Source organism: uncultured Aquabacterium sp., from assembly GCF_947366995.1.
GTDB lineage: Bacteria > Pseudomonadota > Gammaproteobacteria > Burkholderiales > Burkholderiaceae_C > Aquabacterium.
In genome coordinates this window covers 1-25,563 of record NZ_CANBCC010000059.1, presented here as the reverse complement: position 1 = coordinate 25,563, position 25,563 = coordinate 1, and the positions used below count along the sequence as shown (strand labels likewise).

The 25,563-nt window shown below is 65.9% G+C and carries 15 protein-coding genes and 1 pseudogene; 12 read left to right on the top strand and 4 right to left on the bottom strand.

Features of this window, described 5'->3' with window-relative positions; all coding sequences use genetic code 11:
- The 4 genes from Q0Z44_RS14170 to Q0Z44_RS14155 all read right to left on the bottom strand — a co-directional run.
- Positions 1-5,278 (bottom strand): VCBS domain-containing protein (locus Q0Z44_RS14170; protein WP_298013861.1); only part of this gene is annotated, 5,278 nt, incomplete at its 3' end.
- A 44-nt stretch (positions 5,279-5,322) separates the two neighbouring features.
- Entirely contained in the window at positions 5,323-6,105 is a 783-nt protein-coding gene (locus Q0Z44_RS14165) for an efflux RND transporter periplasmic adaptor subunit (protein ID WP_298013859.1), read from the bottom strand.
- Positions 6,102-7,649 carry a TolC family protein gene (locus tag Q0Z44_RS14160; protein ID WP_298013857.1) on the bottom strand — a complete coding sequence of 516 codons (1,548 nt, stop codon included), beginning with the start codon at positions 7,647-7,649 and terminating at the stop codon, positions 6,102-6,104. Before Q0Z44_RS14160 ends, Q0Z44_RS14165 begins: the two co-directional genes overlap by 4 nt.
- A 156-nt stretch (positions 7,650-7,805) precedes the next feature.
- Positions 7,806-8,483, bottom strand: a complete 678-nt coding sequence (locus tag Q0Z44_RS14155) for a response regulator transcription factor (protein WP_298013855.1) — start codon at positions 8,481-8,483, stop codon at positions 7,806-7,808.
- Between the two features lie 173 nt (positions 8,484-8,656).
- Here Q0Z44_RS14155 and Q0Z44_RS14150 point away from each other — a divergent pair, with 173 nt between their 5' ends.
- From Q0Z44_RS14150 to Q0Z44_RS14095, 12 genes and pseudogenes are all read left to right on the top strand, one after another.
- Positions 8,657-10,471 (top strand): sensor histidine kinase, encoded by a 1,815-nt coding sequence (locus tag Q0Z44_RS14150; RefSeq protein WP_298013853.1) that lies wholly within the window; start codon positions 8,657-8,659, stop codon positions 10,469-10,471.
- A gap of 107 nt (positions 10,472-10,578) precedes the next feature.
- Entirely contained in the window at positions 10,579-11,070 is a 492-nt protein-coding gene (ybgC, locus tag Q0Z44_RS14145; protein ID WP_298013851.1) for a tol-pal system-associated acyl-CoA thioesterase, read from the top strand.
- 33 nt (positions 11,071-11,103) lie between these two features.
- On the top strand, positions 11,104-11,817 hold the full coding sequence (gene tolQ / locus Q0Z44_RS14140) for a protein TolQ (protein WP_298013849.1): 714 nt from the start codon (positions 11,104-11,106) through the stop codon (positions 11,815-11,817).
- 3 nt (positions 11,818-11,820) lie between these two features.
- Positions 11,821-12,261 carry a biopolymer transporter ExbD gene (locus tag Q0Z44_RS14135; protein WP_298013847.1) on the top strand — a complete coding sequence of 147 codons (441 nt, stop codon included), beginning with the start codon at positions 11,821-11,823 and terminating at the stop codon, positions 12,259-12,261.
- Between the two features lie 4 nt (positions 12,262-12,265).
- The gene (tolA, locus tag Q0Z44_RS14130; protein WP_298013845.1) at positions 12,266-13,216 is read left to right on the top strand and encodes a cell envelope integrity protein TolA; all 951 of its coding nucleotides are present in this window, start codon (positions 12,266-12,268) and stop codon (positions 13,214-13,216) included.
- Between the two features lie 178 nt (positions 13,217-13,394).
- Positions 13,395-15,977, top strand: coding sequence for an ATPase, T2SS/T4P/T4SS family (locus tag Q0Z44_RS14125; RefSeq protein ID WP_298013843.1), 2,583 nt, complete (start codon positions 13,395-13,397; stop codon positions 15,975-15,977).
- Positions 15,978-16,232: 255 nt separating this feature from the next.
- Complete coding sequence (locus tag Q0Z44_RS14120) at positions 16,233-18,155, top strand: PrkA family serine protein kinase (protein WP_298013841.1); 1,923 nt, start codon at positions 16,233-16,235, stop codon at positions 18,153-18,155.
- Positions 18,156-18,283: 128 nt separating this feature from the next.
- On the top strand, positions 18,284-19,585 hold the full coding sequence (locus Q0Z44_RS14115; protein WP_298013839.1) for a YeaH/YhbH family protein: 1,302 nt from the start codon (positions 18,284-18,286) through the stop codon (positions 19,583-19,585).
- Complete coding sequence (locus Q0Z44_RS14110) at positions 19,582-21,141, top strand: SpoVR family protein (RefSeq protein ID WP_298013836.1); 1,560 nt, start codon at positions 19,582-19,584, stop codon at positions 21,139-21,141. Before Q0Z44_RS14115 ends, Q0Z44_RS14110 begins: the two co-directional genes overlap by 4 nt.
- Positions 21,142-21,434: 293 nt before the next feature.
- Positions 21,435-22,610: a flagellar biosynthesis protein FlhB gene (gene flhB / locus Q0Z44_RS14105; RefSeq protein WP_298013834.1), complete on the top strand. Its 1,176-nt coding sequence runs from the start codon at positions 21,435-21,437 to the stop codon at positions 22,608-22,610.
- The gene (gene flhA, locus Q0Z44_RS14100) at positions 22,607-24,709 is read left to right on the top strand and encodes a flagellar biosynthesis protein FlhA (protein ID WP_298013832.1); all 2,103 of its coding nucleotides are present in this window, start codon (positions 22,607-22,609) and stop codon (positions 24,707-24,709) included. Before flhB ends, flhA begins: the two co-directional genes overlap by 4 nt.
- A 38-nt stretch (positions 24,710-24,747) precedes the next feature.
- Positions 24,748-25,563, top strand: a pseudogene (locus tag Q0Z44_RS14095) (hypothetical protein); the annotation flags it as partial.

Genomic DNA, 25,563 nt, shown 5'->3' with positions numbered 1-25,563 from the left:
CCTTCAGCGCGGTCTTGTCGGAGGTCACCACCACGGTGGGGCGCACCGTGTCGACGTTCATCGACGCGGTGTTGTTGGTGTCCGAGCCGTCGTTGTTGGCGTTGCCGGCTGTGTCGGTGAACTTGTCGCTGTCCACCTGGATGGACGCAGCCGTGGTGCTGTCGGCCGTGGGCGTGAAGGTGGCGGTGTAGCTGTAGGTGCCGTTGCTGTTGGCGACCTTGGTGCTCAGCGCGCCCAGCGAACCGCCGGTGACGTCGATGTCGTCCAGGATGAAGCTGGAGCCGGGGTCTTCGCTGAAGGTGAAGGTGATGGTGGCGGTCTCGCCGACCTTCAGCGCGGTCTTGTCGGAAGACACCACGACGGTGGGGCGCACCGTGTCGACGGTCATCGACGCGGTGTTGTTGGCATCTGCACCGTCGTTGTTGGCGTTGCCCGCGGCGTCGGTGAACTTGCCGCTGGCCACGCTGACAGAGGCGGGTGCGGTGCTGTCCGCATCGGGCGTGAACGTCGCGGTGTAGGTGGTCCCACTGCCGCTGAAATTGCTCAGAGTCCCGCCGGTGACGGTGACACCACTGGCGTCGAAATCGGTGGCGACTTCGCTCAGGGAGAAAGTAATGGTGGCCGTCTCGCCAGCCTTCAGCGCGGTCTTGTCAGAGGACACCGCAATGGTGGGCGGCAGGTCTGCCGTCGTGATGGTGACGGTCAGTGTGGCCGTGGCGCGGCTGCCATCGGCATCTTCGATCGTGTAGACGAACGTGTCTGTTGAAAGCCCGCTGACCGAGCCGGACGTGTACGTGTAGGTGCCATCTGCGTTGAGGGTCAGCTTCCCATGAAGCCCCTGGATCTCGCTGCCCGCCCCGGTGAGCACTTCCGATGTCGTGTCGGAACCTGCAGCGCGGACGCCCACCACGCCGCCGGCGGGCGTGGTCGCCTTTGCTCCGTCCGCACCCCACACGTCGTCGACGCCATCCAGCAACACATTGCCCGCGACGCTGCTCGACTGGCCAACCTCGGCGGTGTTCGCATAAGCCGAAGGCGCGTCGTCGGCGATGCTCACCGTCACGGTGTTGGTCACCGCATTGCCGTAGCTGTCGTGGGCCACGTAGGCAAACTCATCGCTGGCCGCGCCGAGCACGTGCTGGGCCGAGCGGTTCAATGTGTAGCTGAACGCGCCGTCGGCATCGATGGACCAGCTGCCGAGGCTGGTGGTGCCCGTTTGGGCTTTGACCGTCTGATTCAAGCCGAGCGACAAGGTCCCGTGGTGCACCTCGCTGTCTGCGCTGGCGTTGCTCCCCGCACTCAGGCCTGATTCGGAGACCGACGCCGTGGTGTTCGTCGGCACGTTGATGGCAAAGCCATCGCTGTCGTAGGCAGACTGGCTGTCCTTGCTGAAGATGGTCAGGTAGTCGGTGCCGCTGAAGCCGGCAGTGGCGGTGTAGCGCAGCCCCGCCAGCAAGGCATTGATCTCACCCTGCGTGCCGGTGAGGGTGGCGTTGCCCGTGCTGCTGTCGAACACGAAGCTGCCGCCCGACGCCGTCGTCGACAGGGTGCCGTGGTCCACGTGCAGGACCACCTTGCTCAGGTTGCCATCGGGATCGGCCACCGAGATCGCGTTGGACCCTGTGAAGACGAAGGGCGTGCCTGCCGCAGCGGTGATCGCCGTGGGCGCCGTGTTTTCCGGGGCATCGTTGCGGCCAGTGACCGTGACCGTCAAGACCGCCGTCGAGAAAGCACCCCAGGTGTCCTTCATCTGATAGGTGAAGACATCATTGCGCGTCTCGCCCGCGGCGAGGGCCTTCACGCTGGTCAGGCTGGTGTCGATGGCATAGCTGTAGGAGCCGTCTGCATTCAGGGTCAGGCTGCCGTAGGTGCCCGCCACCACGCCACTTGTGGTGATCGCCGTGTTGGTAGTGCTGGCGCTGAGCGTGTTGCCCGCAGTGGCCGCGATCACGGTCTTGGTGTCGTTTGCATCCACGTCGGTGTCATTGGCCAGCACATTGCCGGTGGAGGGGGGGGCACCCGTCACGGCGGTGACGGTCTCACCCACGGCGGTCGGCGCATCGTTCGTGCCACTGACGGTGATCACCAGTCTGGCCCACCCGCTGCCTGCGGGGCTCAGCGTGTTCTTGACCTGGTAGTTGAATGTGTCCGTCAGCGTCTCTCCTGGGAGAAGCGCCTGCACATTGGTCTGCCCTTGGCGGATGGTGTAGGTGTAGGCGCCGGTGTCGCTGATGAGCAAGTCGCCATACAGCCCGCTGACCGTGACGGACTGGCTGGTGGTTCGACCGTTGTTGGCCGTGTCGACCTGGGTGGCGGGATCGCTGGAGCCTGGCAAGGACACGGAGGCCACGTAGCCGGAGCCGATCAGGGTGTTGGCGGACGACTCCTTGTCGTTGCTCAGCACATTGCCCGTGGCGGTTCCCCCGGGCTCCGACGTGTTGGTATAGCCCGGCACATAGGGACTGTTGCTCACCACACCCGATTCGGTGGCCGTGTTGCTTTCATTGGTCAGAACCGGGTCGGTGGATCCACTGCCGTACACCGTGATGTAGAGCTTGGCGCTGCTGGTCAGACCGCCCGCGTCCTGCATGGTGTAGTCGAACACCTCCACGGCGGACTGCCCCCCGGCCAGGTATGCGTTGTCGGTGGTGGCGGTGTAGGTGTAGCTGCCGTCGCCATTGAGCAGCAAACTGCCGTGGGCGCCCTGAATCGTCTGGCTCACCGTGCCGGCGCCCGAGAAGGTGAACGCGCCACCGGTGTTGCTGCTCAGTTCACGATCCAGCTTGATACCTGTGAGCACGCCGCTCGTGTAGGTGAGGCCGCTGACCTTGGTGACGCCGTCTGTTGGAACGCCCGGTCCACTGACGGTCATGCCCACGGCGATGCTGCCGGACAGGCCGCTCAGGGTGCCGATGTTGGTGTAGCCGGTGGACTGCGCGACGGCCACAGAGGCCGTCTTCATGCCACTCGTGTTTTCTGTCGAAGTGGTCGAGTTCTCGAAGCCGACGGTCTTGTTGGTCGTGAAGAACGTCGAGAGGTTGGTGATCGTCTTCAGCCCGGTGGCGTCGTAATACTTCGCGGGTGTGGCGTTGAGGGTGATGACCCAGTTGTTGGAGCCCGCTGGGCTTTCAACCTTCTGCGTGACATAGATCTGCGTCGTGCCGTCGGCCGCGTACACCGCACGGTAGTTGCTGCCCGCCGCGTCGGTGGCCAGGCTCACATAGAGCTTGGCTGCGCCCTTGTCGCTCACCGACGTGAACCCCGAATCGCCCGTGAAGGACAGCGAGCCCGTGCCCGTCACCACATTGACGGAGCCCACCGTCGCGCCACCGTTGATCGAGAGGCCGACGATGCTCTTGCTGTCACCGCTGTCCACGTCCGTGTCGTTGGCGAGCACGCCGGTCTTGCCTGCCACCGTGCCGACCGCCGTGTAGCCTGCCGACGTGAACCCGCTGACGGCCGAGGTGGTGCCTTCCTTCGCCGTGTTGTAGTCGTTCACCGCGACGGGCGCGTCGTTGCTTCCGTTGATCTGAACGCTCAGCGTGGCGGTGTCGGTGCCACCCTGGCCGTTGCTGACGGTGTAGCTGAACACGTCCGTCAGCTTGCCGCCCGGCAACAAGGCGTTGACTGTGGGGTTGGCATCATCCGCGGCATAGCTGTAGATGCCATTCGCACCGAGCGTCAGCGTGCCGTAACGCCCGGCCACGCTCACCGTGCCGGTAGACGGCACCGATCCCGCCAGACCGGTGGCGTTGCTGGCCACCCGGGTCACCGTCAGACCCGTGGCAGGGCTGTCGTTGCTCAGCACATTGCCCGTGGCCGCAATGCCCGGAGTGACCACGCTATCCGGATCCGGATTGGTGTTGAGGCCCTGCTCGAGTGCAGCACCGCCCGAGTTGGTGGTGCTGGGAGTGCCGGTGGCCACATCGTCGACGGCGTCCGTCGGGGGCGGTGCCGCCACCTTGAGCACCTCGGCATTCAAAGCGGCATCGACCCGGTCGGACGAGGAGCCCAGTCCCTTGATGTAGGTGTGGATCGGGCTGGCGGGGTAGGTGTAGCCGTAGGCGGCGTACAGGGCCTGGTCCACATTGGCGGCGGTGGTGACCCGGTTGCTGGCCGTGTTGATGAAGCCGTTGAACCACGCCTGGTCGACCACCAGCAGGAAGCCCCGGTTGTCCTTGGCATCGCTGTCGCCATCCTGGTTGCCATCGGCCTGTGCCGTGGCCAGGTCCACGAAGTCCTTGTCCGTCCAGAAGTAGAAACCGCGCACCACGCCCTGATCCTTGATCGGGCGGCTGATCCAGCCGTAGTACTTGCTACCACCGATGTTGAGGCCAATCGCGGCGACGTCGTTGCCGCTGAACAGGTTGCTGTTGGTGTCGTCGCTGACCGTCACCTGCCCCAGTGCGTTGGGGTTGAAATTGTGGGTGTTCTGTTCCTTCTCGGCAGCGGTTTCGCCCGCGTTGCTTTCGATGGTGCCGTTGCTGCCGAAGTCGTTGTCGACGTCGTACACCATCTGATAGGCATTGACGAAGGTGAACTGGGCGAACTCGACGTTCACGTGCTCGCCCATCACTTCGATGGTGCCGCCATCTTCCAGGGATGGCATCGGTTGAAGGCGCAGCGAGCCATTGGCCAGCATCAGCGCGAAGGCCTCGCCCTCATCGCCTGCGGTGTCCTGGGCGCCATTGAGGTAGGCGTCCATGGCGTGGCCGAACTCCTCCGTCAGCACCCGCGTGATGGCGGCCTCGTCCGCACCCCTCTGGATCCAGTCCTGGTTCAGGTAGATCACCGCCTCGCCTTGCGGGCCATCTGCAGCGAAGGCCCCCTTCGCGCCCTGCAGGGTTGCGTTGCTCAGGAACTCCACACGCACGCTGAATTCCCCGCTGCGAATGTCTTGCAGCAGGGCGCCGGCGCGAGCTTGCCATTCGGCATTGGCTTCGGACTGCCCACCGTGAAAGAGTGCAAACAAGGTGTCCTGGGCCTGTTCCTGCTGCAGGAAGTGGCTCAGCAGTTGCTCCGCAGCCAGCTCGGCTGCGCGCACGGAGGGGGCGGCCGGCGCGTCGACCACATGCAGGACGTCGTGCGTGACCTTGGCTTCCGGCATGGGGGCCGACAGCGTGTCCACCGCCTCGCCCACCGCGGCCCCGTCGAACATGAATCGCTGCTCCAGCACCAGCGGCTGGGGGGCTCTGCGCACCAACTTGATGGCTGGGGCGGCGGTGGCAGGGCTCAGCGAGGCGTGAGTCGGATTCTTGGGGGCGTGGCGCTGGGTCATAGGGCACTCCGGCACCCGCCGACATCAGGCGAGTGCCATGGACATCATCGGGATTCGGGGGGCGTGATCTGGACGCGACCACTCATCCCGGCAATCAGTTCTTTGAATTGGCCATCGATGGCGGCGGCGACCTTGACGGACTGGCTCACCGGGTCGACGCGGGCGCCGATGCGGATGAACTTGGCCGGGTAGGTCTTGCGGGTTTCGTCGATCTGCACCTGGAAAGTGCCGCCCACACGCAGCCAGCTCAGCCAGCGTGAAGGCACCAGGAACTCCAGCTCCAGCACGCTGTCGTCCAGGATGTCGAGCAGGGCCTGGCCGGGCTGCACATACTGCTGCTCGCGCACCTTCTGCTCGGCCACCCGACCGGAGAACGGTGCAGCGATGGCGCACTTGCCCAACACCGCCTGGTGGGCGACCACCTCGGCGCGGGCCTTCAGCGCAGCGGCCTGGGCCATGTCCAGATCCAGCTTGCCCACCGAGTTCAGTTCGGCCAGGCGCTGGTTGGTCTTCAGCGTCTGCTCGGCGCCTTGCAGCTCGGCGCGGGCCTTCTGCATCTGAGCCTGCTGCAGCGAACAATCGAAGCCCACCAGCAACTGGCCCGCGCGGAACGTGCCGCCTTCCGGCAGGGGCAGGCGGTTCACCTTGGCGCCAATCTCGGCGGCCACTGTGGTGTACCGGCGAGGCATCAACTGGGCACGGATCTCCTGGCGCTCGATGGCCGTGCGTGCCGCGGGCGCTGCAGGCCCCGGCGCAGCCGTGGGAGCGGCCAGCGCCTGGGTCGCCGACCAGAACCCGATCAATCCCCACAGCAGGGTGGGTCTCATGAGCCCACCTTCAGGGCTTGAGCCGGCTGCGGGCGCAGAGACACGTCGGTGCCGCTCTTGATCTGCTGCACCAGCTCGGGCAGCGAAAGGTCGTCCGTGCTGCCAATGGCCGGTTCGGCGCCGATGCTGGCCAGCAGGCGGCTCTCGGCGGCCTGCACCTGTGCGAGGGCCTGATAGCGACGCAGCAGGCTCAAAATGGTCGACACCTCATTGCTCACGCGGTCCAGCTTGCTCTGGGCCAGGGCCTGCTCGCGGTTGCGGGTGTGCTCGGTGATCTTCTGGTCGGTCAGGTAGATGGCGTCGGCGCGAACGAACTGCTTGTGCGCGTTGATCAGCTGCAGCCGGGCCAGGTGCACCTGTGAGATCACCGCCATCTGAGCAGCCACCCGTCGCTGATCGGCCAGGCCCACCCCGGCCCGTGCCAGCTTCATTTGCGTGTCGGCGGTGAGCAGGTTGAACAGGTTGTAGGACAGCTGCACGCCCGCTTCCTGCCAGTCGTTGTGAACGAGGTAGCGGTCCGAGTCGTACTTGTAGCCGTAGTTCAGGCTGATGTTCGGGAACAGGCGCACCAGGGTGCGGCGCACTTCGTCACGGGCCACGCGGCCGTTGTAGTGCTGTTCGCGCAGGTCGGCGTTCTGCTGCAGGGCCAGCTCTTCCATCGTGCCGATGTCCAGGTCCAGCGTGCGGGGCGTGGCCGCCGCCTGCTCCACATCCGCAATCCGGATCGTGGCGCCAATCGGAGCGTTGATCAGTGCACCGAGCTCGATGTTGGCTGAGGCCAGCTCCTGGTTGATGGCTTCCAGCAGGCGCAGGTTCTCCAGCACCTGGCGCTGATAGCGCAGCGCGTCGATCGGGTTGCGCAACCGTTCCGTCTCGGCCTTGCGGGAATCGTCCAGCGCCTCCTCGGCCATCGTGATGGTGCGGGCCACGTCATCGCGCAACTTCTGGGCGCTGGCGGCGCGCCAGTACGCAGTGCGCACGTCCTGCATCAGCACGTGCATGGCCTTGCGGCGGCGCTCTCCGGCGATCAACACGCGGTCAGCCTGCTGCTGGGCGGCCACATGGCCCAGACCATAGTCGAGCAGGCTCCAGCTCAGCGTCAGGTCGCCCAGCGCGTGGGTCCGTTCCTGAGAGATGAAGCGAGAGGGCGACAGGTCGCCGTTTTCCGCGTTGCGGCTCTGGCTGATGCGGTCGTTGTTGCGCCAGCCATAGCCGGCTTGCGCCACCAGCTTGGGCAGCATGTCCAGCTGGGTCACGTCCAGCTGGCGCAGGGCCAGGGCCTCCTCCATCAGCTTGGCGCGCCGTTCCAGGTTGTACTTGAGCGCGCGGGCCTGGGCTTCTTCCAGGGTCAGGGGGCCGCTCAGCGGGGCCACGTCCCGCACCATGGCGCTGCGGTCGCTGGCGTTGACGGGCTGCAGGTCCTGAGCGTTCAGGGGCACCGGCCGGATGTTGGCGCAGGCGGTCAGCATCACGGCGGCGGCAACCGCAATCAGGGTGCGCACGGGCGCGCGACGGGGCGAGGCGGAGGGGGTGGCGTTCGGCATGGTCGGTGGCGTGTCAATCGTGGAGCGATAGACGTTCCACTGAGTTTCGCTCGCACAGTAACCACCGTCAGCCGCTCGTGGCTGAGCAAACCTGAGCGCAGATGGGGTACTGCGGCCAGAGCGTGCATTTTCACCGATTGCGCGCGCCGTGCGCGCTCAGGGCCGGATGTCGATGTCGTCGTGAAAGCGATAGCCGGTGCCGCGCAGGGTACTCACGGGCAGGGCCAGGCCGCAGGCCTCCTCGACCTTGCGGCGCAGGCGGCGCATCTGGGTGTCCAGCCGCCGCTGGTCATAGTCGAGGTAGTTGCCACCCAGGGCCACCACGATGGCCTCCCGCGTGACGTAGCCCGGGTTGCTCGCCAGCGCATGCAGCACCATGTGGTCCTGACCCGAGAGTGCGAGGACGGCGCCGCCGGGAGAGATCAGCTGACGCGGCGAGTCGGTCAACACCCATCGCGGCCTGGCATCGACGCCCAGCCTCCGGGACAAGGCGGCCACGGTGGCTGCAATCTCCTGCAGATCGGCGGTCTTCGGCAGGTAATGGTCGGCCCCGCCCGTCAGGCCCTGCACCTTGTCCTGCATCGCCGATCGGGCCGTCAGCACGATGATGCCCAGACGGTGGCCCTCGGCACGCAGCGCCTGGATCAGGTCCAGGCCATCGCCATCGGGCAGACCGAGGTCGATGATGGCGATGCTGTGAATCTGAGGCGAGTAGGTGCGGCGAAAGGCCGCCAGAGAGCCCACGGCCGTGGCCTCATGGCCGACCGAAACGAGGAACTCGGTGAGTTCTTCGCTGAGTACAGGTTCGTCTTCCAGCAAGATGAGGTGTGCCACGCCGGAAAGTCTATGGCAGCGCACGCGCACGTGGCCGAGCAAATCTGAGCACGGGCCGACCGCAACCACGTGCGCCACCCTGCACGTGCTATGGTTCACGCGCCATGCTGCGCGGCCTGTGTCGTTTTTTGCTCATCTTGCTGGTTGGTGCATGCTTGCCGGCAGGCGCTGCCGTGTCCCTCTCTTCCCACCAGGTCCGCGTCGATCTGCGAGGGCACCTGGAATGGCTGCAAGACGACGCAGCCCGCTGGCGCCCCGACGAGGTGGCCGCACGGACCGATTGGCGCGCTTTGCCGGGCGAGCCCAGCTTCGGGTTCACCCGCGCGGCTGTCTGGCTGAGGGTCACCCTGCATCAGCCCGAGGGCGCCGATCGGGATTGGCGCCTCGTGTTCAACAACGCCCTGCTCGAAGACGTGCGGCTCTACGAGCTGGAGGCTTCAGGGCAATGGCGGGAAACGCGCGCCGGTCAGGCGGTGCCGCGGGCGTTGTGGCCCATGCAGACGCGCAGCCCCACCTTCCGCTTGAGCCTGCCTCCCGGGCAACACACCCTGATGGTGCGCCTGGCCACTCGGCCATCGCTGAGCAGCACGGTGTCCTTGTGGCGCCCCGAGGGATACCGTCTGGAGGTCGCGCATGAGGCGCTCGGCACAGGCGCTCTGATGGGCGTGTACGTGCTGGTGATCCTGTTTCAGTTCGCGTTCTGGCTCATCAGTCGGGAAAGCGTGGGCTTCTGGTGTGCCGCGTATGCCTTGTGCTCGATGGTGGCGGTGCTGGTGTCGGCGGGGCATCCCCAGGCGGCTTTTGGCTGGTCGGCCTCGTTCAGTCTGAGTCTGTTGGGGCTGTCCTTGGGTTTCTCACTGGTCGCCGTGGCCCGCTTTGCCGGATTGCTGCTGGAGCTGCCTCGTCACGCGCCCCGGTGGGCTGCGTGGCATCTGCGCGTGACCACGGCCATCGGCACGTCGGCGGCGATCCTGGCCGCCTGGGTGGACTACCGCATGGTCATGCCCGTGCTGCAGGCCTCGACCCTGTTGTGGCTGCTGGCGATCAACGGCGTGGCCATCTGGCTGGCCTTCCGACGTTTCCGTCCCGCTTACCTGTTCCTGCTGACTCTGGGGGTCTATGGCTTCGGGGTGCTGGTTCGTTTCCTGCGCAACCTGGGCGTGATCGACCCGGGCTGGCTCACCGACAACATCTACCAGCTCACGTCCATCTTCCATCTCCTCGTGCTGAGCTCGTTCGTGGCGCTGCGCTACGGCACCCTCAAACGAGAACTGACCGTGGCGCAGGCGGCGCATCAGGAACAGCGAGACTTCATGGCCCTCGTGTCGCATGAATTCCGGACCCCCCTGGCCATCATCAACACGAGCGCGCAGCAGCTTGCGCGCAACCTGCAGGCCCCGGTGGAGCGAACCTTGACCCGCTGCACCAACATTCAGCAGGCTGCGCGGCGCATGAGCAATCTCATGGACGATTACCTGTCGCTGGATCGGTTGGAGGGGGCCGAGCGCGCCTTGCAAGTCCAGTCGTTCGACTTGCCGGAGTGGCTTGAAGACGCCGCCGCCGACTGGCCACCCGAGCGGGTGGCGCTGGACATCGACGAGGTGCCCGCGCGCTGGACGGGCGACCCCAAGCTGCTGCACATCGTCGTGCGCAACCTGCTGACCAATGCGGATCGGCACAGCCCGCCCGACCAGGAGATCACCCTCCAGGCCGATGTACGGGACAACGGGGACCTGCGCGTGCGCGTCATCGACCACGGCGAGGGTGTGGCGGACGATGAACTGCCGCAGGTGTTCAAGAAGTATTTCCGTGGGCGCTCGGCCCAGGGCAAGCCTGGCGCAGGCCTGGGCCTCTACATGGTGGAGCGCATCGTGCGGCTGCACGGGGGGCGTATCCGTGCGCTGCCCACGCCGGGCGGCGGGGCGACGTTCGAATTCCGCCTGCCGCCTGACCCGGCGGGGGAGGAGGGGGTGCGCTTTGCCGGCTGAAACGCGGAGACGCTGGTGTGACGGTGCTGGTGTGAAGGCGCCACCCACTTCACCGGACTTTGCGCGCATCGGGCGGGGCATGGCCCGCCTGCGGGGATAATCACGGCATGAGCACGACGACCGACCCTGTGCCGCCGAGCGTTCCTGCTGTCGAACCGCCCTGTCACCATCAACTGGGCATCCGCGTCTACTGGGAAGACACCGACGCGGGCGGCATCGTCTTCTACGGCAATTACCTGAAGTTCATGGAGCGCGCGCGCACCGAGTGGCTGCGTGCGCTGGGCTTCAACCAGGAAGGCATGCGCCGCGCGGGCGAGGGCATGTTCGTCGTCAGCGAGACCCAGCTGCGTTACCTGCGCCCCGCGCGGCTCGACGACCTGCTCACGGTCACCGTCACCGTGGTCGAAGTGGGGCGCGCGTCGGTGGTGTTCCAGCAGGACATCCTGCGCGACGGCGTGTCGCTGTGCCAGGGCCGCATCCGCATCGGGTGGGTGCAGCCCGTGGCCGGTGCGCCGGCCGGCGACGACAGCTTCCGACCCGGTCGCATTCCCGCCCGCATTCTGGCCGTGCTGCCCGCAGCCCGGCCCACCCCTGTCTGACCGCGACGTCTTTCCGAGAAAGTCCACGAGCCCATGAACCAAGACCTGTCCATCATCACCCTGATCCTGCACGCGAGCATCGTGGTGCAGATCGTGATGGCCATCCTGCTGGCGGTGTCGCTGACCAGCTGGAGCATCATCTTCGGCAAGCTGATCGGCCTCAAGCGCATCCGGCAGGACAACGAGAGCTTCGACCGCGAGTTCTGGGCGGGCCGCACGCTGCAGGAGCTGTATCAGGACGCCTCGCGCGGCGAGGGCCCGCCGTCACCGCAGGAGCGCATCTTCGCCTCCGGCATGCGCGAGTTCATGAAGCTGCGCGAACGCCGCGTGGCCGACGTGCCCACGCTGCTTGACGGCGCGCGCCGCGCCATGCGCGCCAGCTTCCAGCGCGAGATGGACCTGATCGAGTCCCGGCTCGACTTCCTGGGCTCGGTCGGCTCGGTGTCGCCCTACATCGGCCTGTTCGGCACCGTCTGGGGGATCATGCACGCCTTCACCGGCCTGTCCAACCTGCAGCAGGTGACGCTGGCCACCGTGGCCCCCGGCATCGCCGAGGCCCTGGTGGCCACCGCGATCGGCCTGTTCGCCGCCATCCCGGCCGTGCTGGCCTACAACCGGTTTGCCCGCGACATCGACCGCATTGCGACCCAGATGGAGTCCTTCATCGAGGAGTTCTCCAACATCCTGGCGCGCAACGCCGCCCCGCTGGCGGCCGAAGCGGGCCGCGCGCCGGCCCAGGGGCGCTGAACCGTGGCCGAACTCAACGCCCGAGGCGGCCGACGCCGCCGCACCCGCAACGAAATGAACATGGTGCCGTTCATCGACGTCATGCTGGTGCTGCTCATCATCTTCATGGTCAGTGCGCCGCTGATGCCGACGGGCGTGGTCGACCTGCCCAGCGTCGGCAGCGCCAAGCAGGCGCCGGACCGCGTGGTCGAGGTGGTGCTGGAAGAAGAAGACCGCGTGAAACTGCGGGTCGACAACAAGGACCTGGACACGATGCCGGTCAGCGAGCTGTCGGAGCGCGTCAAGGCCCTGCAGACCGACAACGCCAACGGACCGGATGGGGTGCCCGTCATCATCAGCGCCCGCAAGGACGTGCGCTACGAGGCAGTCATCAAGGTGATGGACCGCCTGAAGAAGGCCGGTGTGGCCCGCGTGGGCCTGTCCGTGCGCACCACCGGAGGCTGAGCGCGTGGGACCGGTCCTGTCACCCGGCGTGACGTCGATGCCTGACGGCGGCCTGACCCGCTTCGAGCCCCGTGCGGCCGACAGCTGGGGGCCCGGCGCGATGCTGGCCGTGGGCGTGCACTTGATGCTGGTGGCCGCGCTGGCCCTGAGCGTGAGCTGGAAGATCGAGACGCCGGACGTCGTCGAGGCCGAAGTGTGGGACCGCGTGCCCCAGGTGGCCGCCCCGGCGCCACCGCCCGCCCCCGAGCCGGCACCCGTGCGCCCGGTGCCACCGCCTCCCACGCCGCGGGTGGCCCCGCCCGAGCCCGAACCGGTGCCCGAGAAGCCTCCCGAGATCGTCACGAAGCAGAAGAAGGAACCGCCGCCCAAGGAGCGCAAGCGCCCCGAACCCAAGGAGGTGTTCGAGGACGTGAAGCCGCCGAAGGTGAAGAAGCCCGAACCGAAGCCCGAGCCCAAGCCAGAGCCGAAACCCGAGCCGAAACCCGAGCCGAAGGTCGACCCGAAGGCTGAGGCGCGCGCCAAGGCCGCCGCGGCAGCCGAAGCCAAGGCCCGTGCCGACGCCCAGGCAAAGGCCGACGCGAAGGCCGCAGCCGACCGCGAAGCCCAGCGCAAAGCCAACCTCGCGCGCATGATGGGTGAGTTGGGTGGCAGCTCGCTGGGCACGTCGGCACGCAGTGCCGGCCCCAGCGCGTCCTACGCGGGGCGCATCAAGGCCCGCATCAAGCCGAACATCGTCTTTACCGAGAACGTGTCGGGCAACCCCAGTGCGCTGGTGGAAGTTCGCTGCGCGGCCGATGGGCGCATCATCTCGCGCAAGCTGATCGAGCCGTCCGGCGTGCCGGCCTGGGACGATGCGGTGCTGCGCGCCGTGGACCGCACCGAAGTCCTGCCGCTGGACGAGAACGGCCGCGTGCCTTCGCCCATGCAGATCGAGTTCCGCCCCAAGGACTTCTGATCCGGCCAGGCCGGGCAGGCTGCTTGCTGGCAGCTGGGGTGCGGAGCGCCGCGCCGCCACGCCGGTGGCAAAAGCCGTGCAATATCACCTTTATTGCCGGTTTCGTACCGCGCAACGTTTCATAGCATGGCAATCATCCGGCGGTGGCCGTTCCTGAGCCCCGGAGACGAGGAGAAGCATGTCCGAGAAGCCCCTGCCCCCCCTGAACTGGCCTGCTGATGCCGGGGCGGAGCCTGGGCCCGTGCTGCGTCTGGTGGACGACGCCGAAGAGCCGGCACCGTTCTCGCCAGAAGAAGACGTGCATGCCTTCCGCTGGCCGACCCCGCCCTTTGCCAGTTACCCAAGGGCCCGCACTCAGCTCAACCACGAGCCGTGCGAGATCATCGGCCTCAACGGCCGCGTGATGCAGGGTCGGCTGATCTTTTTCGTGCCGGAAGAGCAGGTCGCTCACGTGCAGGTGCCGCCTTCGCGCACCACGATGACGCTGCGGTTCAACCAGTTTCGTGCCCTGCAGCTGACCCGCCCGCTGGCGCCGGATTCGGAGCTGTCCCTCCACCCCTCTCACGCCGAGGTGCTGGACGTCCGGCCCAGCATCGAATACCGCCTGCACTGGCGCAACGGGGACGTCACCGAGGGGCGCACCATTGGTCACGCCGAGACGGAGTTCGGCGTTTTCCTGTTTCCGCCGCAGGATGAGCACGGCGTGGTGTCGCGGCTGTTCGTGCCGCTCGATGCCCTGGCCCGGGTGGAATTCGGTGCGCGCATCGGCGAAACGTTGGTGGAAAGCCAGACGCTGACACCCGAGCAGGTGTCGCAGGCGGTCGAGGTGCAGGCCAGCATGCGCAACCAGAAGCTGGGTGACATTCTGCTCACGCAGCAGGTCGTCACGCCCGCGCAGCTGCTGGAGGCGATCGACCGCCAGAGCCGCATGCCCATGGTGCGGATCGGCGAGGCCTTGATGGCCATGAACCTGATCACCGAGGCGCAGCTCAACGAAGCGCTCGAGCAGCAGAAGCGAGACCGCTCCGTGCCGTTGGGCGAACTGCTCGTACGCCTCAAGATGGTGTCGCGCCAGGATCTGGTGGCGGCACTGGCCCGCAAGATGGGCTACCCGCTGGTGGACCTGGACAAGTTCCCGGCCGAGATCGAGGCCATCAACAAGGTGCCGTTCAACGTGGCGTCGCGGCTGCTGGTGGCGCCGCTGCTGCTGCGGGACGGCACGCTGATCGTGGCGCTCGAAGACCCGAGCAAGCGCCTGACGCTGTCCGAGCTGGAGTTCATCACCCAGTGCAAGATCGTGCCGGTGCTGGCCCATGCCAGCCAGCTCGAATGGGCGATCAAGGACTCGTATGCCCGGTTGGGCGCAGATGTGTCGTCGATGGCGATCGGCCGCCTGAACACCGAGCCGGCGCCGCTTGACATGGTCGAACTCGACTCGGGCAAGCTGGTCGAGAACCTTGAGCGGGAAGACCTCGAACGAACGCATTTCGAGGACGACAAGCCCATCGAGCAGAGCGACAACTCGCTCGTGCGCCTGATCAACACCATGATCATCGAGGCGTGCAATCAGGGCGTCTCCGACATCCACATCGAGAGTTACCCCGGCCGCGAGAAGATCAAGATCCGCTTTCGGCGCGATGGCGTGCTTGTGCCCTATCTGGAGCTGCCGCACACCTACCGCAATGCCATCGTCGCGCGCATCAAGATCATGTGCGACCTCGATATCTCCGAGAAGCGCAAGCCGCAGGACGGCAAGATCAATTTCCAGAAGTTCGTTCCGCAGTACCGGATCGAGCTGCGCGTGGCTTCCATCCCCACCAACAACGGGCTGGAAGACATCGTGATGCGGATCCTGTCGTCGGCCAAGCCGCTGCCGCTGGAGAAGATCGGGCTGAGCCCGTGGAACCTCCAGAAGATCAAGGAGGCCATGGAGCGGCCGTACGGGATGATTCTGTGCGTGGGCCCGACCGGCTCCGGCAAGACGACGACGCTGCACTCGGCCCTGAGCTTCATCAACGTGCCCGAGCGCAAGATCTGGACGGCGGAAGACCCGGTGGAAATCACCCAGCCCGGCCTGAGACAAGTGCAGGTCAACCCCAAGATCGACTGGACGTTTGCCAAGGCGCTGCGGGCCTTCCTGCGGGCTGACCCTGACGTGATCATGGTGGGGGAAATGCGGGACACCGAGACCGCGTCGATGGGCATCGAGGCCTCGCTGACAGGCCACCTGGTGCTGTCGACCCTGCACACGAACAGCGCGCCGGAAACCGTCACCCGCCTGCTCGACATGGGCATGGACCCGTTCAACTTTGCCGACTCGCTGCTTTGCGTGGTGGCGCAGCGCCTGGTGCGTCGGCTTTGCAACGATTGCAAGGTGGCCGAGCCGGCGCCCGAGGAGTGGATCGAGGAGTTGCTGGCCGATTACCTGCACGTGGCGCCCGACAACCTGCCTGCGCTGACGCACGAACGGGTGGTGCTCGACTGGCGCACGCGGTTTGGCCGGGAAGGCACGCTGATGCGTTACACCTGCAAGGGCTGCCCGACCTGCAATAACACTGGCTACAAGGGCCGGGCGGGGGTGCACGAACTGATGGTGGTGACCCGGGAGCTGCGCCGGATGATCCAGACCGGGGCCCGGGCCGAAGAATTGCAACAGCAGGCCATGCGCGATGGCATGCGCATCCTGCGTCAGGACGGCATCGACAAGGTGCTGGCCGGGATCACGAGCATGGAAGAGGTGCGTGCGACCAGCAACACCTGATCTGCACGCATGACACCCGAAAGCGGGCTTGTTGCGGACGGGCTGCACGCGGGTTCTGAAAAAGGTGCAAGATAGGCATCAACGAAGTCGTCAGGCTGTGGGCTGAAACCCCGCTTATTCAGGGGCTCAGGCTCGGCGATTTCCTCGATCTTTGGTGTGAAGGCGATGCTTGTGTGGTCGCGCCAGGTTCACCAGACGGGTATACCGGCAGATCACGAAGCATCGATGGCGTCAGTCGATGATTCGGAGGTCTGTATGGACGTGATCAGCAACTTCGCCGCGCGATACGAGCGCACCCGCGAAGAGGAATTCACCCTCGAGGAATACCTCGAGATCTGCAAGCGCGACAAATCGGCCTATGCCACCGCCGCCGAGCGCATGCTCCAGGCCATCGGCGAGCCGCAGATGATCGACACGCGCAATGACCCGCGTCTGTCGCGCATCTTCACGAACAAGGTCATCAAGATCTATCCGGCCTTCGAGGAGTTCTACGGCATGGAGGATGCGATCGAACAGGTCGTGTCCTACTTCCGTCACGCGGCCCAAGGGCTCGAAGAAAAGAAGCAGATCCTGTATCTGCTGGGTCCGGTGGGCGGCGGCAAGTCGTCGATTGCCGAGCGCCTGAAGTTGCTGGCCGAGAAGGTGCCGTTCTATGCGATCAAGGGCTCGCCGGTGAACGAGTCGCCGCTGGGCCTTTTCGACCCGACGGAAGACGGCCCCATTCTGGAAAAGGAATACGGCATTCCGCGCCGTTACCTGCAGCGCATCCTGAGCCCGTGGGCCGTCAAGCGCCTGGAAGAGTTCGGGGGCGACATCCGCAAGTTCAAGGTCGTCAAGCGCTACCCCAGCATCCTCAAGCAGGTGGGCATTGCCAAGACCGAGCCCGGCGACGAGAACAACCAGGACATCTCCAGCCTGGTCGGCAAGGTCGACATCCGCAAGCTCGAAACCTACGCACAGGACGACCCGGACGCCTACAGCTACTCCGGCGGCCTGTGCCTGGCCAACCAGGGCCTGCTGGAGTTCGTGGAAATGTTCAAGGCGCCGATCAAGGTGCTGCACCCGCTGCTGACGGCCACCCAGGAAGGCAACTTCAAGGGCACCGAAGGTTTTGGTGCCATCCCGTTCGACGGGGTCGTGCTGGCCCACAGCAACGAGAGCGAATGGAAGGCCTTCCGCAACAACAAGAACAACGAAGCTTTCCTCGACCGGATCTACATCGTCAAGGTGCCGTATTGCCTGCGCGTGAGCGAGGAAATCAAGATCTACGAGAAGCTGGTGCGCGGTTCGTCGCTGGCGGCGGCGCCCTGCGCCCCGGGCACGCTGAAGATGATGTCGCAGTTCGCGATCCTCACGCGGCTGAAGGAGCCCGAGAACTCGAGCATCTTCAGCAAGATGCAGGTGTACGACGGCGAGAGCCTGAAGGACACAGACCCGAAGGCCAAGTCCATCCAGGAGTACCGCGATTACGCCGGCGTGGACGAGGGCATGAGCGGCATTTCAACCCGCTTCGCGTTCAAGATCATCTCGAAGGTGTTCAACTTCGACCCGGCCGAGGTGGCCGCCAACCCGGTGCACCTGATGTACGTGCTGGAGCAGCAGATCGAGCGCGAGCAGTTCCCGGCCGAGCTGGAGCAGAAGTACATCGCCTACATTAAGGAGATGCTGGCGCCGCGGTATGCCGAGTTCATCGGCAAGGAGATCCAGACGGCCTATCTCGAGAGCTACAGCGAGTACGGCCAGAACATCTTCGACCGGTATGTGACCTACGCCGACTACTGGATCCAGGACCAGGAGTACCGCGACACCGACACGGGCGAGATCTTCGACCGCTCGTCGCTGAACGCGGAGTTGGAGAAGATCGAGAAGCCGGCCGGCATCGCCAACCCCAAGGACTTCCGCAACGAGATCGTCAACTTCGTGCTGCGCGCACGCGCCAACAACGGCGGCAAGAATCCGGTTTGGACCAGCTACGAGAAGCTGCGCACCGTGATCGAGAAGAAGATGTTCAGCAACACCGAAGAGTTGTTGCCGGTCATCAGCTTCAACGCCAAGGCCAGCGCCGACGAGGTCAAGAAGCACGAGGACTTCGTCAACCGCATGGTCCAGAAGGGCTACACGGCCAAGCAGGTCCGCCTGCTGTGCGAGTGGTACCTGCGGGTTCGGAAGTCCTCCTGATCGGAGCAGAGCATGTCGTTCACCGCACAGGTGTCAGCGAGTCGGGTGCCGGGGCCCACGTGGCCCTGGGCACCTGACGAGATCCCGGATGGGGGTCGGCAGCAGAGCGCCTAAGGCGAAGGGTCTTCATGACACGGCAACACATCATCGACAGGCGGCTGGCGGGCAAGAACAAGTCCATCGGCAACCGTGAGCGCTTCCTGCGGCGGTACAAGACGCAGGTGCGCGAAGCCGTGCAGCGCGCCATCAACGGCCGCAGCATCCGCGACATCGAGAAGGGCGAGGACATCGCCATCCCGAAGCGCGACCTGTCCGAGCCGGTGTTCCGGCATGGCGAGGGCGGCATGCGCGACGTCGTGCATCCGGGCAACCGGGAGTACATCAAGGGCGACCGCATCGAGAAGCCGCAGGGTGGCGGCGGGCAGGGCGGTGGTGGCGGCGAGGCGAGCGACCAGGGCGAGGGCGAGGACGACTTTGTCTTCTCCCTGAGCAAGGAAGAGTTCATGCAGGTCTTCTTCGAAGACCTCGCACTGCCCAACCTGGTGCGCACGGCCCTGGCCGAGGTGCCCGAGTGGAAGAGCCACCGCGCAGGCTTCAGCAGCGACGGCACGCCGAACAACCTCCACGTGGTGCGCTCGATGCGCGGTGCGCTGGGCCGGCGCATTGCGCTGGGCGCCAGCAGTCGGCGTGAGATCAAGGAACTGGAAGCGCGGCTGGACGTGCTGCGCGGCCTGCCCGATACCGACGACGCTGCGCTGGCCCGCGACCGCGCCGCCGAGATCGAGGCCATCGAAGCACAACTGCAGCAGCTGTACGGGCGCATGAAGGGCATTCCCTTCCTCGACCCGATCGACCTGCGCTTCCGCAGCCGCGTCAAGGTGCCGGTGCCGACCACCAAGGCGGTGATGTTCTGCGTGATGGACGTCTCGGGCTCGATGGACGAGCAGCGCAAGGAGTTGTCCAAGCGTTTTTTCATCCTGTTGTACCTGTTCCTCACGCGGCACTACGACAAGATCGAACTGGTCTTCATCCGCCATCACACGCAGGCCCAGGAGGTGACGGAAGACGAATTCTTCCACGCCACCGAAACCGGCGGCACGGTCGTGTCGAGCGCGCTAGTGTTGCTGGATGAGGTGATCCGCGCCCGCTACCCGACCAGCGAGTGGAACCTGTATGTGGCCCAGGCCAGCGATGGTGACAACTGGCATCACGATTCAAGCCGCTGCCGGGAAATCCTGGAAGACAAGATCCTGCCGCTGGTGCGTTATTTCGCCTATGTGCAGGTGGCTCAGACCGAGCAGAACCTGTGGGACGAGTACCTCGGTCTGGCCGAGCGGCACAAGCACTTCGCAATGCGCAAGGTGCTGGAGCCCTCGCAGATCTACCCGGTGTTCAGGGAGCTGTTCAAGAAGGAAGGGGTCGACGCATGACCATGACCTTGCAGCACGACAGCACGCTCACCAAGCCCTTGCCCGGCTCGTCGGACTGGTCGTTCGAGCTGATCGAGGACTACCACGACGTCATCCGCCAGACGGCCGAGCGGTTCAAGCTGGATACCTACCCCAACCAGCTCGAGATCATCACGGCCGAGCAGATGATGGACGCCTACGCCAGCGTCGGCATGCCCGTGAACTACCGGCACTGGTCGTACGGCAAGGAGTTCATCTCGACCGAGAAGAACTACCGTCGTGGCCACATGGGGCTGGCCTACGAGATCGTCATCAACTCCAATCCCTGCATCAGCTACCTGATGGAGGAGAACACCATGGCCATGCAGGCCCTGGTGATCGCGCACGCGGCCTACGGGCACAACAGTTTCTTCAAGGGCAACTACCTGTTCCGGATGTGGACCGACGCCGGCTCCATCATCGACTACCTGGTCTATGCCAAGCAGTACGTGGCGCGCTGCGAGGAGCGCTACGGGGTGGACACCGTCGAGGAGTTCCTCGATTCCTGCCACGCGCTGCAGAGCCACGGTGTGGACCGCTACCGTCGGCCCGGCAAGCTGTCGCTGGACAAGGAACTGGCGCGCCGGGAAGAGCGCGAGGCCTACCTGCAGCAGCAGGTGAACGACCTGTGGCGCACGCTGCCGCGCCGGGCTGACCGGCCGGAAGAGGAGGTGATCAAGCGCTTCCCGTCCGAGCCACAGGAAAACCTTCTGTACTTCATCGAGAAGAATGCGCCGCTGCTGGAACCCTGGCAGCGCGAGATCGTGCGCATCGTGCGCAAGGTGGCGCAGTACTTTTACCCCCAGCGCCAGACCCAGGTGATGAACGAGGGGTGGGCCACGTTCTGGCACTACACGCTGCTCAACACCATGTACGACGACGGCTGGCTGACAGACGGCGTGATGCTGGAGTGGCTGAAGTCGCACACCAACGTGGTGTACCAACCGCCGGTGGGGCACCGGGCCTACAGTGGGCTCAACCCCTATGCGCTGGGTTTCGCGATGTACAGCGACCTCAAGCGCATCTGCATTCACCCGACCGACGAAGACCGCCATTGGTTCCCGGACTTCGCTGGCTCGGCACAGGGCACCGACCCGAACGAGCACGCCTGGCTCAAGACTCTGGATTACGCGATGCGCAATTTCAAGGACGAGAGCTTCATCGGGCAGTTTCTATCGCCCAAGGTGATGCGCGACTTCCGCCTGTTTGCCATCCGCGACGACGAGCGCGACAGCGAGTACGAGGTCAGCGCCATCCACGACGAGTCGGGCTACCGCGCCTTGCGAGAGACCCTGTCACGCCAGTACGACCTGGGCGCGCGCGAGCCCAACATCCAGGTGTGGAGCGTGAACCTGCGCGGCGACCGGTCGCTGACGCTGCGGCACACGCAACACAACGACCGTCCGCTGGGCGACGGCACCCGGGAGGTGCTCAAGCACGTGGCGCGTCTGTGGGGCTTCCCGGTTCACCTTGAAAGCGTGAACCAGGGTGGCGACGTGCGCCAGCAGTGGACGGTGGTGCCGTCCACCATGGACTGACCGGGCTAACGCCGCTTTCGCGTCGGCTGAGCTGCGCACGCAGGTCGGACAGCCACGTGCCCTTGCTGCGCGCGTCGGCCTCGTGAGCCTCGTGGCGCCAGGGTAAGCGCACACAGCTTGACAAGGCCGCCTGGCTTTCCCGTGATGTGCAAGGCGCGGGCAGGGCTGTCGCGTCGTGCGGCCGCACCACGGTTTGAGGCGCAGATCAGCCGGGTTCCAGGGGTCTTTATCCGGCTAAAGATTGGGCGGCGCTGGCCAAGAATCGGCTTCATCCCGCCGTACCACGTCCATCCATGTCCGACAGCGCACAAGACAAGCAGTTACCCGCCTCGGAGCGGAAGCTGCGCGAGGCCCGCAAAGAGGGTCAGGTCGTCCGCTCCAAGGATCTGGGGCACTTTCTGGTTCTGCTTGCCGCCACCGGGGCCCTGATCGCCCTGACGCCCGTCTGGATGGCGCGCATCGAGCGCATCCTGACCGCCGGCCTGCGCTTCGACGCGCGCACGGTGGCCAACCCCGCGATGATGGGTGAGCGCCTGGTGCAGTGGAGCGTCGAGGCGCTGCTCATCATCGTGCCGTTTGCCCTCGGGGTGGTGCTGGCTTCGGTGGCTGCCAGCGTGCTGGCTGGTGGCTGGGTGATGTCCTTCCAGGTGCTGAGCCCCAAGTTCAGCAAGCTCAACCCTATCAGCGGCATTGCGAACCTGTTTTCCAAGCAGCACCTGATCGACGCGCTCAAGGCGTCGGCCATGGGGCTGATCCTGGGCGGCACCGGGCTGATGTTCCTCAGCAAGGTCTGGCCGTCGATGGTCAACCTGCTGGCCCAGCCGCTGCCCGCGGCCATCGCCATGCTCGGCGACACGCTGGCTAACGTGCTGCTGTCGATGCTGCTGGTGATCGCCCTGTTCGCGCTGATCGACTGGCCCCTGCAGAAGTTCCTCTTCGCCGAGCGGATGAAGATGAGCCACCAGGACATGAAGGACGAGTTCAAGCAGCAGGAAGGCAACATGGAGGTCAAGGGCCGCATCAAGCAGAAGATGCGCGAGATGGCCCGCCGCCGGATGCTGGCTGCCGTGCCGGAGGCGAATCTGGTCGTGATGAACCCGACCCACTACGCCGTGGCCCTGAAGTACGACGAGAACTCGATGGGCGCCCCGCGTGTGGTGGCCAAGGGCGTGGACGTGCTGGCGCTGAAGATCCGCGACGTGGCCGTGGAGCACAAGGTGCCCGTGCTGGAGGCCCCCCCGCTGGCGCGTGCCCTGTACGCCACCACCGAACTCGACCACGAGGTGCCGGTGGGCCTGTACACCGCCGTGGCCCAGGTGATGGCCTATGTGTTCCGCCTGAAGGCCGCCCTCAGCGGCGAGGCGCCGATGCCGGGCAACCTGCCCGACCTGGACGTGCCGCCCGAACTCGATCCCCATGATCCAAGAGCCACCGTGAAGAAGATGGCTGAAAGCGAAGGTGACGCATGAACCCCGCGCTGATGAGGTTGCAGGCCCTGCTGGGCAATGGCAAGCAGTTCCAGGCCATGGCCGCCCCGGTGGTGGTCGTGCTGGTGCTGGCGCTGATGGTGCTGCCGCTGCCGCCGTTCCTGCTCGACCTGTTCTTCACCTTCAACATCGCCACGGCGCTGATGGTGATGATGGTGGCGTCGACCATGCTGCGCCCGCTGGACTTCGCGGCCTTTCCGGCGGTGCTGCTGCTGACCACGCTGCTGCGCCTGTCGCTGAACGTGGCCTCGACCCGCATCGTGCTGATGGACGGCCACAACGGCGCTGGCGCGGCCGGCAAGGTGATCGAATCCTTCGGCCACTTCCTGATCGGTGGCAACTTTGCCGTCGGCCTGATCGTGTTCGCGGTGCTGGTGGTGATCAACTTCGTGGTGATCACCAAGGGCGCCGAGCGGATCGCCGAGGTGAGCGCCCGCTTCACGCTGGACGCCATGCCCGGCAAGCAGATGGCCATCGACGCCGACCTGAGCGCCGGCCTGATCGACGAAAAGGAAGCCCGCCGCCGCCGCACCGAGGTGGGTGAGGAAGCCGAGTTCCACGGCTCCATGGACGGTGCCTCGAAGTTCGTGCGCGGGGATGCCATCGCCGGCATCCTGATCCTGTTCATCAACATCATCGGCGGCTTCGTGATCGGCGTGGCCCAGCACGGCCTCTCGCCCGGTCAGGCGGCTGAAAGCTACATCCTGCTGGCTGTCGGTGATGCGCTGGTGGCCCAGATCCCCGGCCTGTTGATCTCGGTCGCGTCGGCGATGGTGGTCTCGCGCGTGGGCAAGGAGCAGGACGTCGGCACGCAGATCAGCAGCCAGATGTTCACCAACCCCAAGGTCATCGGCGTGGCTGGTGGCGTGATCGGCCTGCTGGGCGTGATCCCGGGGATGCCGGCCCTGGTGTTCCTGCCGGTGGCCACCGGCATGGGCTACGCGGCCTGGAAGCTGCACAAGAAGCAAGAGCAGGCCCGTCTGGCGCCGCCAGCCCCGGAAAAGCCCGCCAATGCCCCCGCCGCCAACGGCGAGGCCTCGTGGGAAGACCTTCAGCCGGTCGACACCCTGGGCCTGGAGGTGGGCTACCGCCTGATCCAGCTGGTGGACAAGGAACGCGGCGGCGACCTGCTCACCCGCATCAAGGGCGTGCGCCGCAAGTTTGCCCAGGAGGTGGGCTTCCTGCCGCCCTCGGTGCACATCAAGGACAACCTGGAGCTGCGCCCCAGCCACTACCGCATCACGCTGCGTGGTGCCGTGGTGGGCGAGGGCGAGGTGCTGCCCGGTATGCTGATGGCGATCAACCCCGGCCACGTGGTCAACCCGATCGCCGGCACGGCCGCCGTCGACCCCGCCTTCGGCCTGCCGGCGGTGTGGATCGAAGAACGGCAACGGGATGCCGCGCAAATGGCGGGGTACACCGTCGTTGATCCGTCGACTGTGGTGGCCACCCATCTTTCACACTTGATGCAACTCCATGCAGCCAAGTTGCTGGGCCGGGTCGAAACCCAGCAGCTGGTGGAACATGTGACGAAGCTGGCTCCCAAACTGATGGAAGACGTGGTCCCCAAGATGATCGGCATCGCAACCCTGCAAAAAATCCTCCAGCTGCTGCTGGAAGAGGGCGTGCACATCCGCGACATGCGTTCCATCATCGAGACCCTGGCCGAGCACGCTTCGGGCAATCCTGCCATCGTCAACGACCCGGGCGAACTCGCCCGCCGTATCCGCATCGGGCTGGCTCCGGCCATCGTGCAGCAGATCTACGGCCCCGTGAAGGAACTGGATGTGATCGCCATCGAACCGGATCTGGAGCGCCTGCTGACCCAGGCCCTGACCTCGCCCAACGGCCCCATGTTGGACCCGGGCGTCGCCGACCACCTGACCCGCCAGGCCGCCGAAGCCACCCAGCGCCAGGAAAACATGGGCCAGCCGGCCTGTCTGCTGGTGCCCGACGCCATCCGCCCGACGGTGGCCCGCCTGCTCAAACGTGCTGCGCCCCGCCTGAAGGTGCTGGGCCACAGCGAGATTCCTGAAACCCACTCCATCCGCATCGGTACCCTGATTGGAGGCCACGCATGAACGTCAAACGCTTTACTGGACGGAACAGCCGAGAGGCCATGCAAAAGGTCAAGGCGGCTTTCGGTGACGAAGCCGTCGTCCTGTCGACCAAACCGGCTGCCGAAGGTGGCATCGAGATCCTGGCCATGGCCGCCGACAGCGTGCCCTCGGTCGAGTCCTACCCCGTCGAGCCGGAAGCCCCGGCTGCGCCCGCGCCGCGCAGGGCGGCTGCGACCCAGCAGGCTCGTCAGGCTGTGGCCAACCTGGCATCGACCGTGCAGGACGACGTCAAGCAGCTGGCCATGAGCACGCTGTCCTTCCAGGACTATGTGCGTGAGCGCATGCTCAAGCGTCGTCAGGCCGCCATGCAGCGCACCGAGCCGGAAATGGCCGCGACGCCCGAAGAGCACCTGACCCGTCGCTTTGCCGAGCCCAAGCCCGCCCCCGCTGCCGCGCCGGCGCCCACGGCCGTGGACCTGGGTGCCGACACCCGCGAACTGGCTGCGGCCTTTGCCCGCCGCCTGGAAGCCGAAGCCGAGCTGAACGACTGGCAGCGCCCCGAGCCGGCGCCCGCTCCCCGCCAGGCCGCCCCGCGCCCCGAGCCGGTGGCCCCTGCGCGCCAGAGCCGCCCGGCCCAGGTCGTGCCGCTGCGCAGCGATGCCGCCGAGCTGACGATGGACGCCGTGACAGCCAAGCGCCCGGCCGCCCGCCCGGTGCCTGTGCAGACCGGCCCGGACGAAGCCACGATGAAGGCCCTGAAGGCTGCCCACGAAGCCAACGCTTCGATGCTGGGCGAGCTGCGGGCCATGCGCGCCATGATGCAGGAGCGCTTCGAGACCATCGCCTTCATCGAGAAGCTGGGCCGCACCCCGGCC

Excerpts from the sequence above, each read along its gene's own strand:
- Q0Z44_RS14165 (WP_298013859.1), bottom strand. The coding sequence starts at position 6,105 with ATGAGACCCACCCTGCTGTGGGGATTGATCGGGTTCTGGTCGGCGACC.
- Q0Z44_RS14160 (WP_298013857.1), bottom strand. The coding sequence starts at position 7,649 with ATGCCGAACGCCACCCCCTCCGCCTCGCCCCGTCGCGCGCCCGTGCGC.
- ybgC (WP_298013851.1), top strand. The coding sequence starts at position 10,579 with ATGAGCACGACGACCGACCCTGTGCCGCCGAGCGTTCCTGCTGTCGAA.
- tolQ (WP_298013849.1), top strand. The coding sequence starts at position 11,104 with ATGAACCAAGACCTGTCCATCATCACCCTGATCCTGCACGCGAGCATC.
- Q0Z44_RS14125 (WP_298013843.1), top strand. The coding sequence starts at position 13,395 with ATGTCCGAGAAGCCCCTGCCCCCCCTGAACTGGCCTGCTGATGCCGGG.
- Q0Z44_RS14120 (WP_298013841.1), top strand. The coding sequence starts at position 16,233 with ATGGACGTGATCAGCAACTTCGCCGCGCGATACGAGCGCACCCGCGAA.
- Q0Z44_RS14115 (WP_298013839.1), top strand. The coding sequence starts at position 18,284 with ATGACACGGCAACACATCATCGACAGGCGGCTGGCGGGCAAGAACAAG.
- Q0Z44_RS14110 (WP_298013836.1), top strand. The coding sequence starts at position 19,582 with ATGACCATGACCTTGCAGCACGACAGCACGCTCACCAAGCCCTTGCCC.
- flhB (WP_298013834.1), top strand. The coding sequence starts at position 21,435 with ATGTCCGACAGCGCACAAGACAAGCAGTTACCCGCCTCGGAGCGGAAG.
- flhA (WP_298013832.1), top strand. The coding sequence starts at position 22,607 with ATGAACCCCGCGCTGATGAGGTTGCAGGCCCTGCTGGGCAATGGCAAG.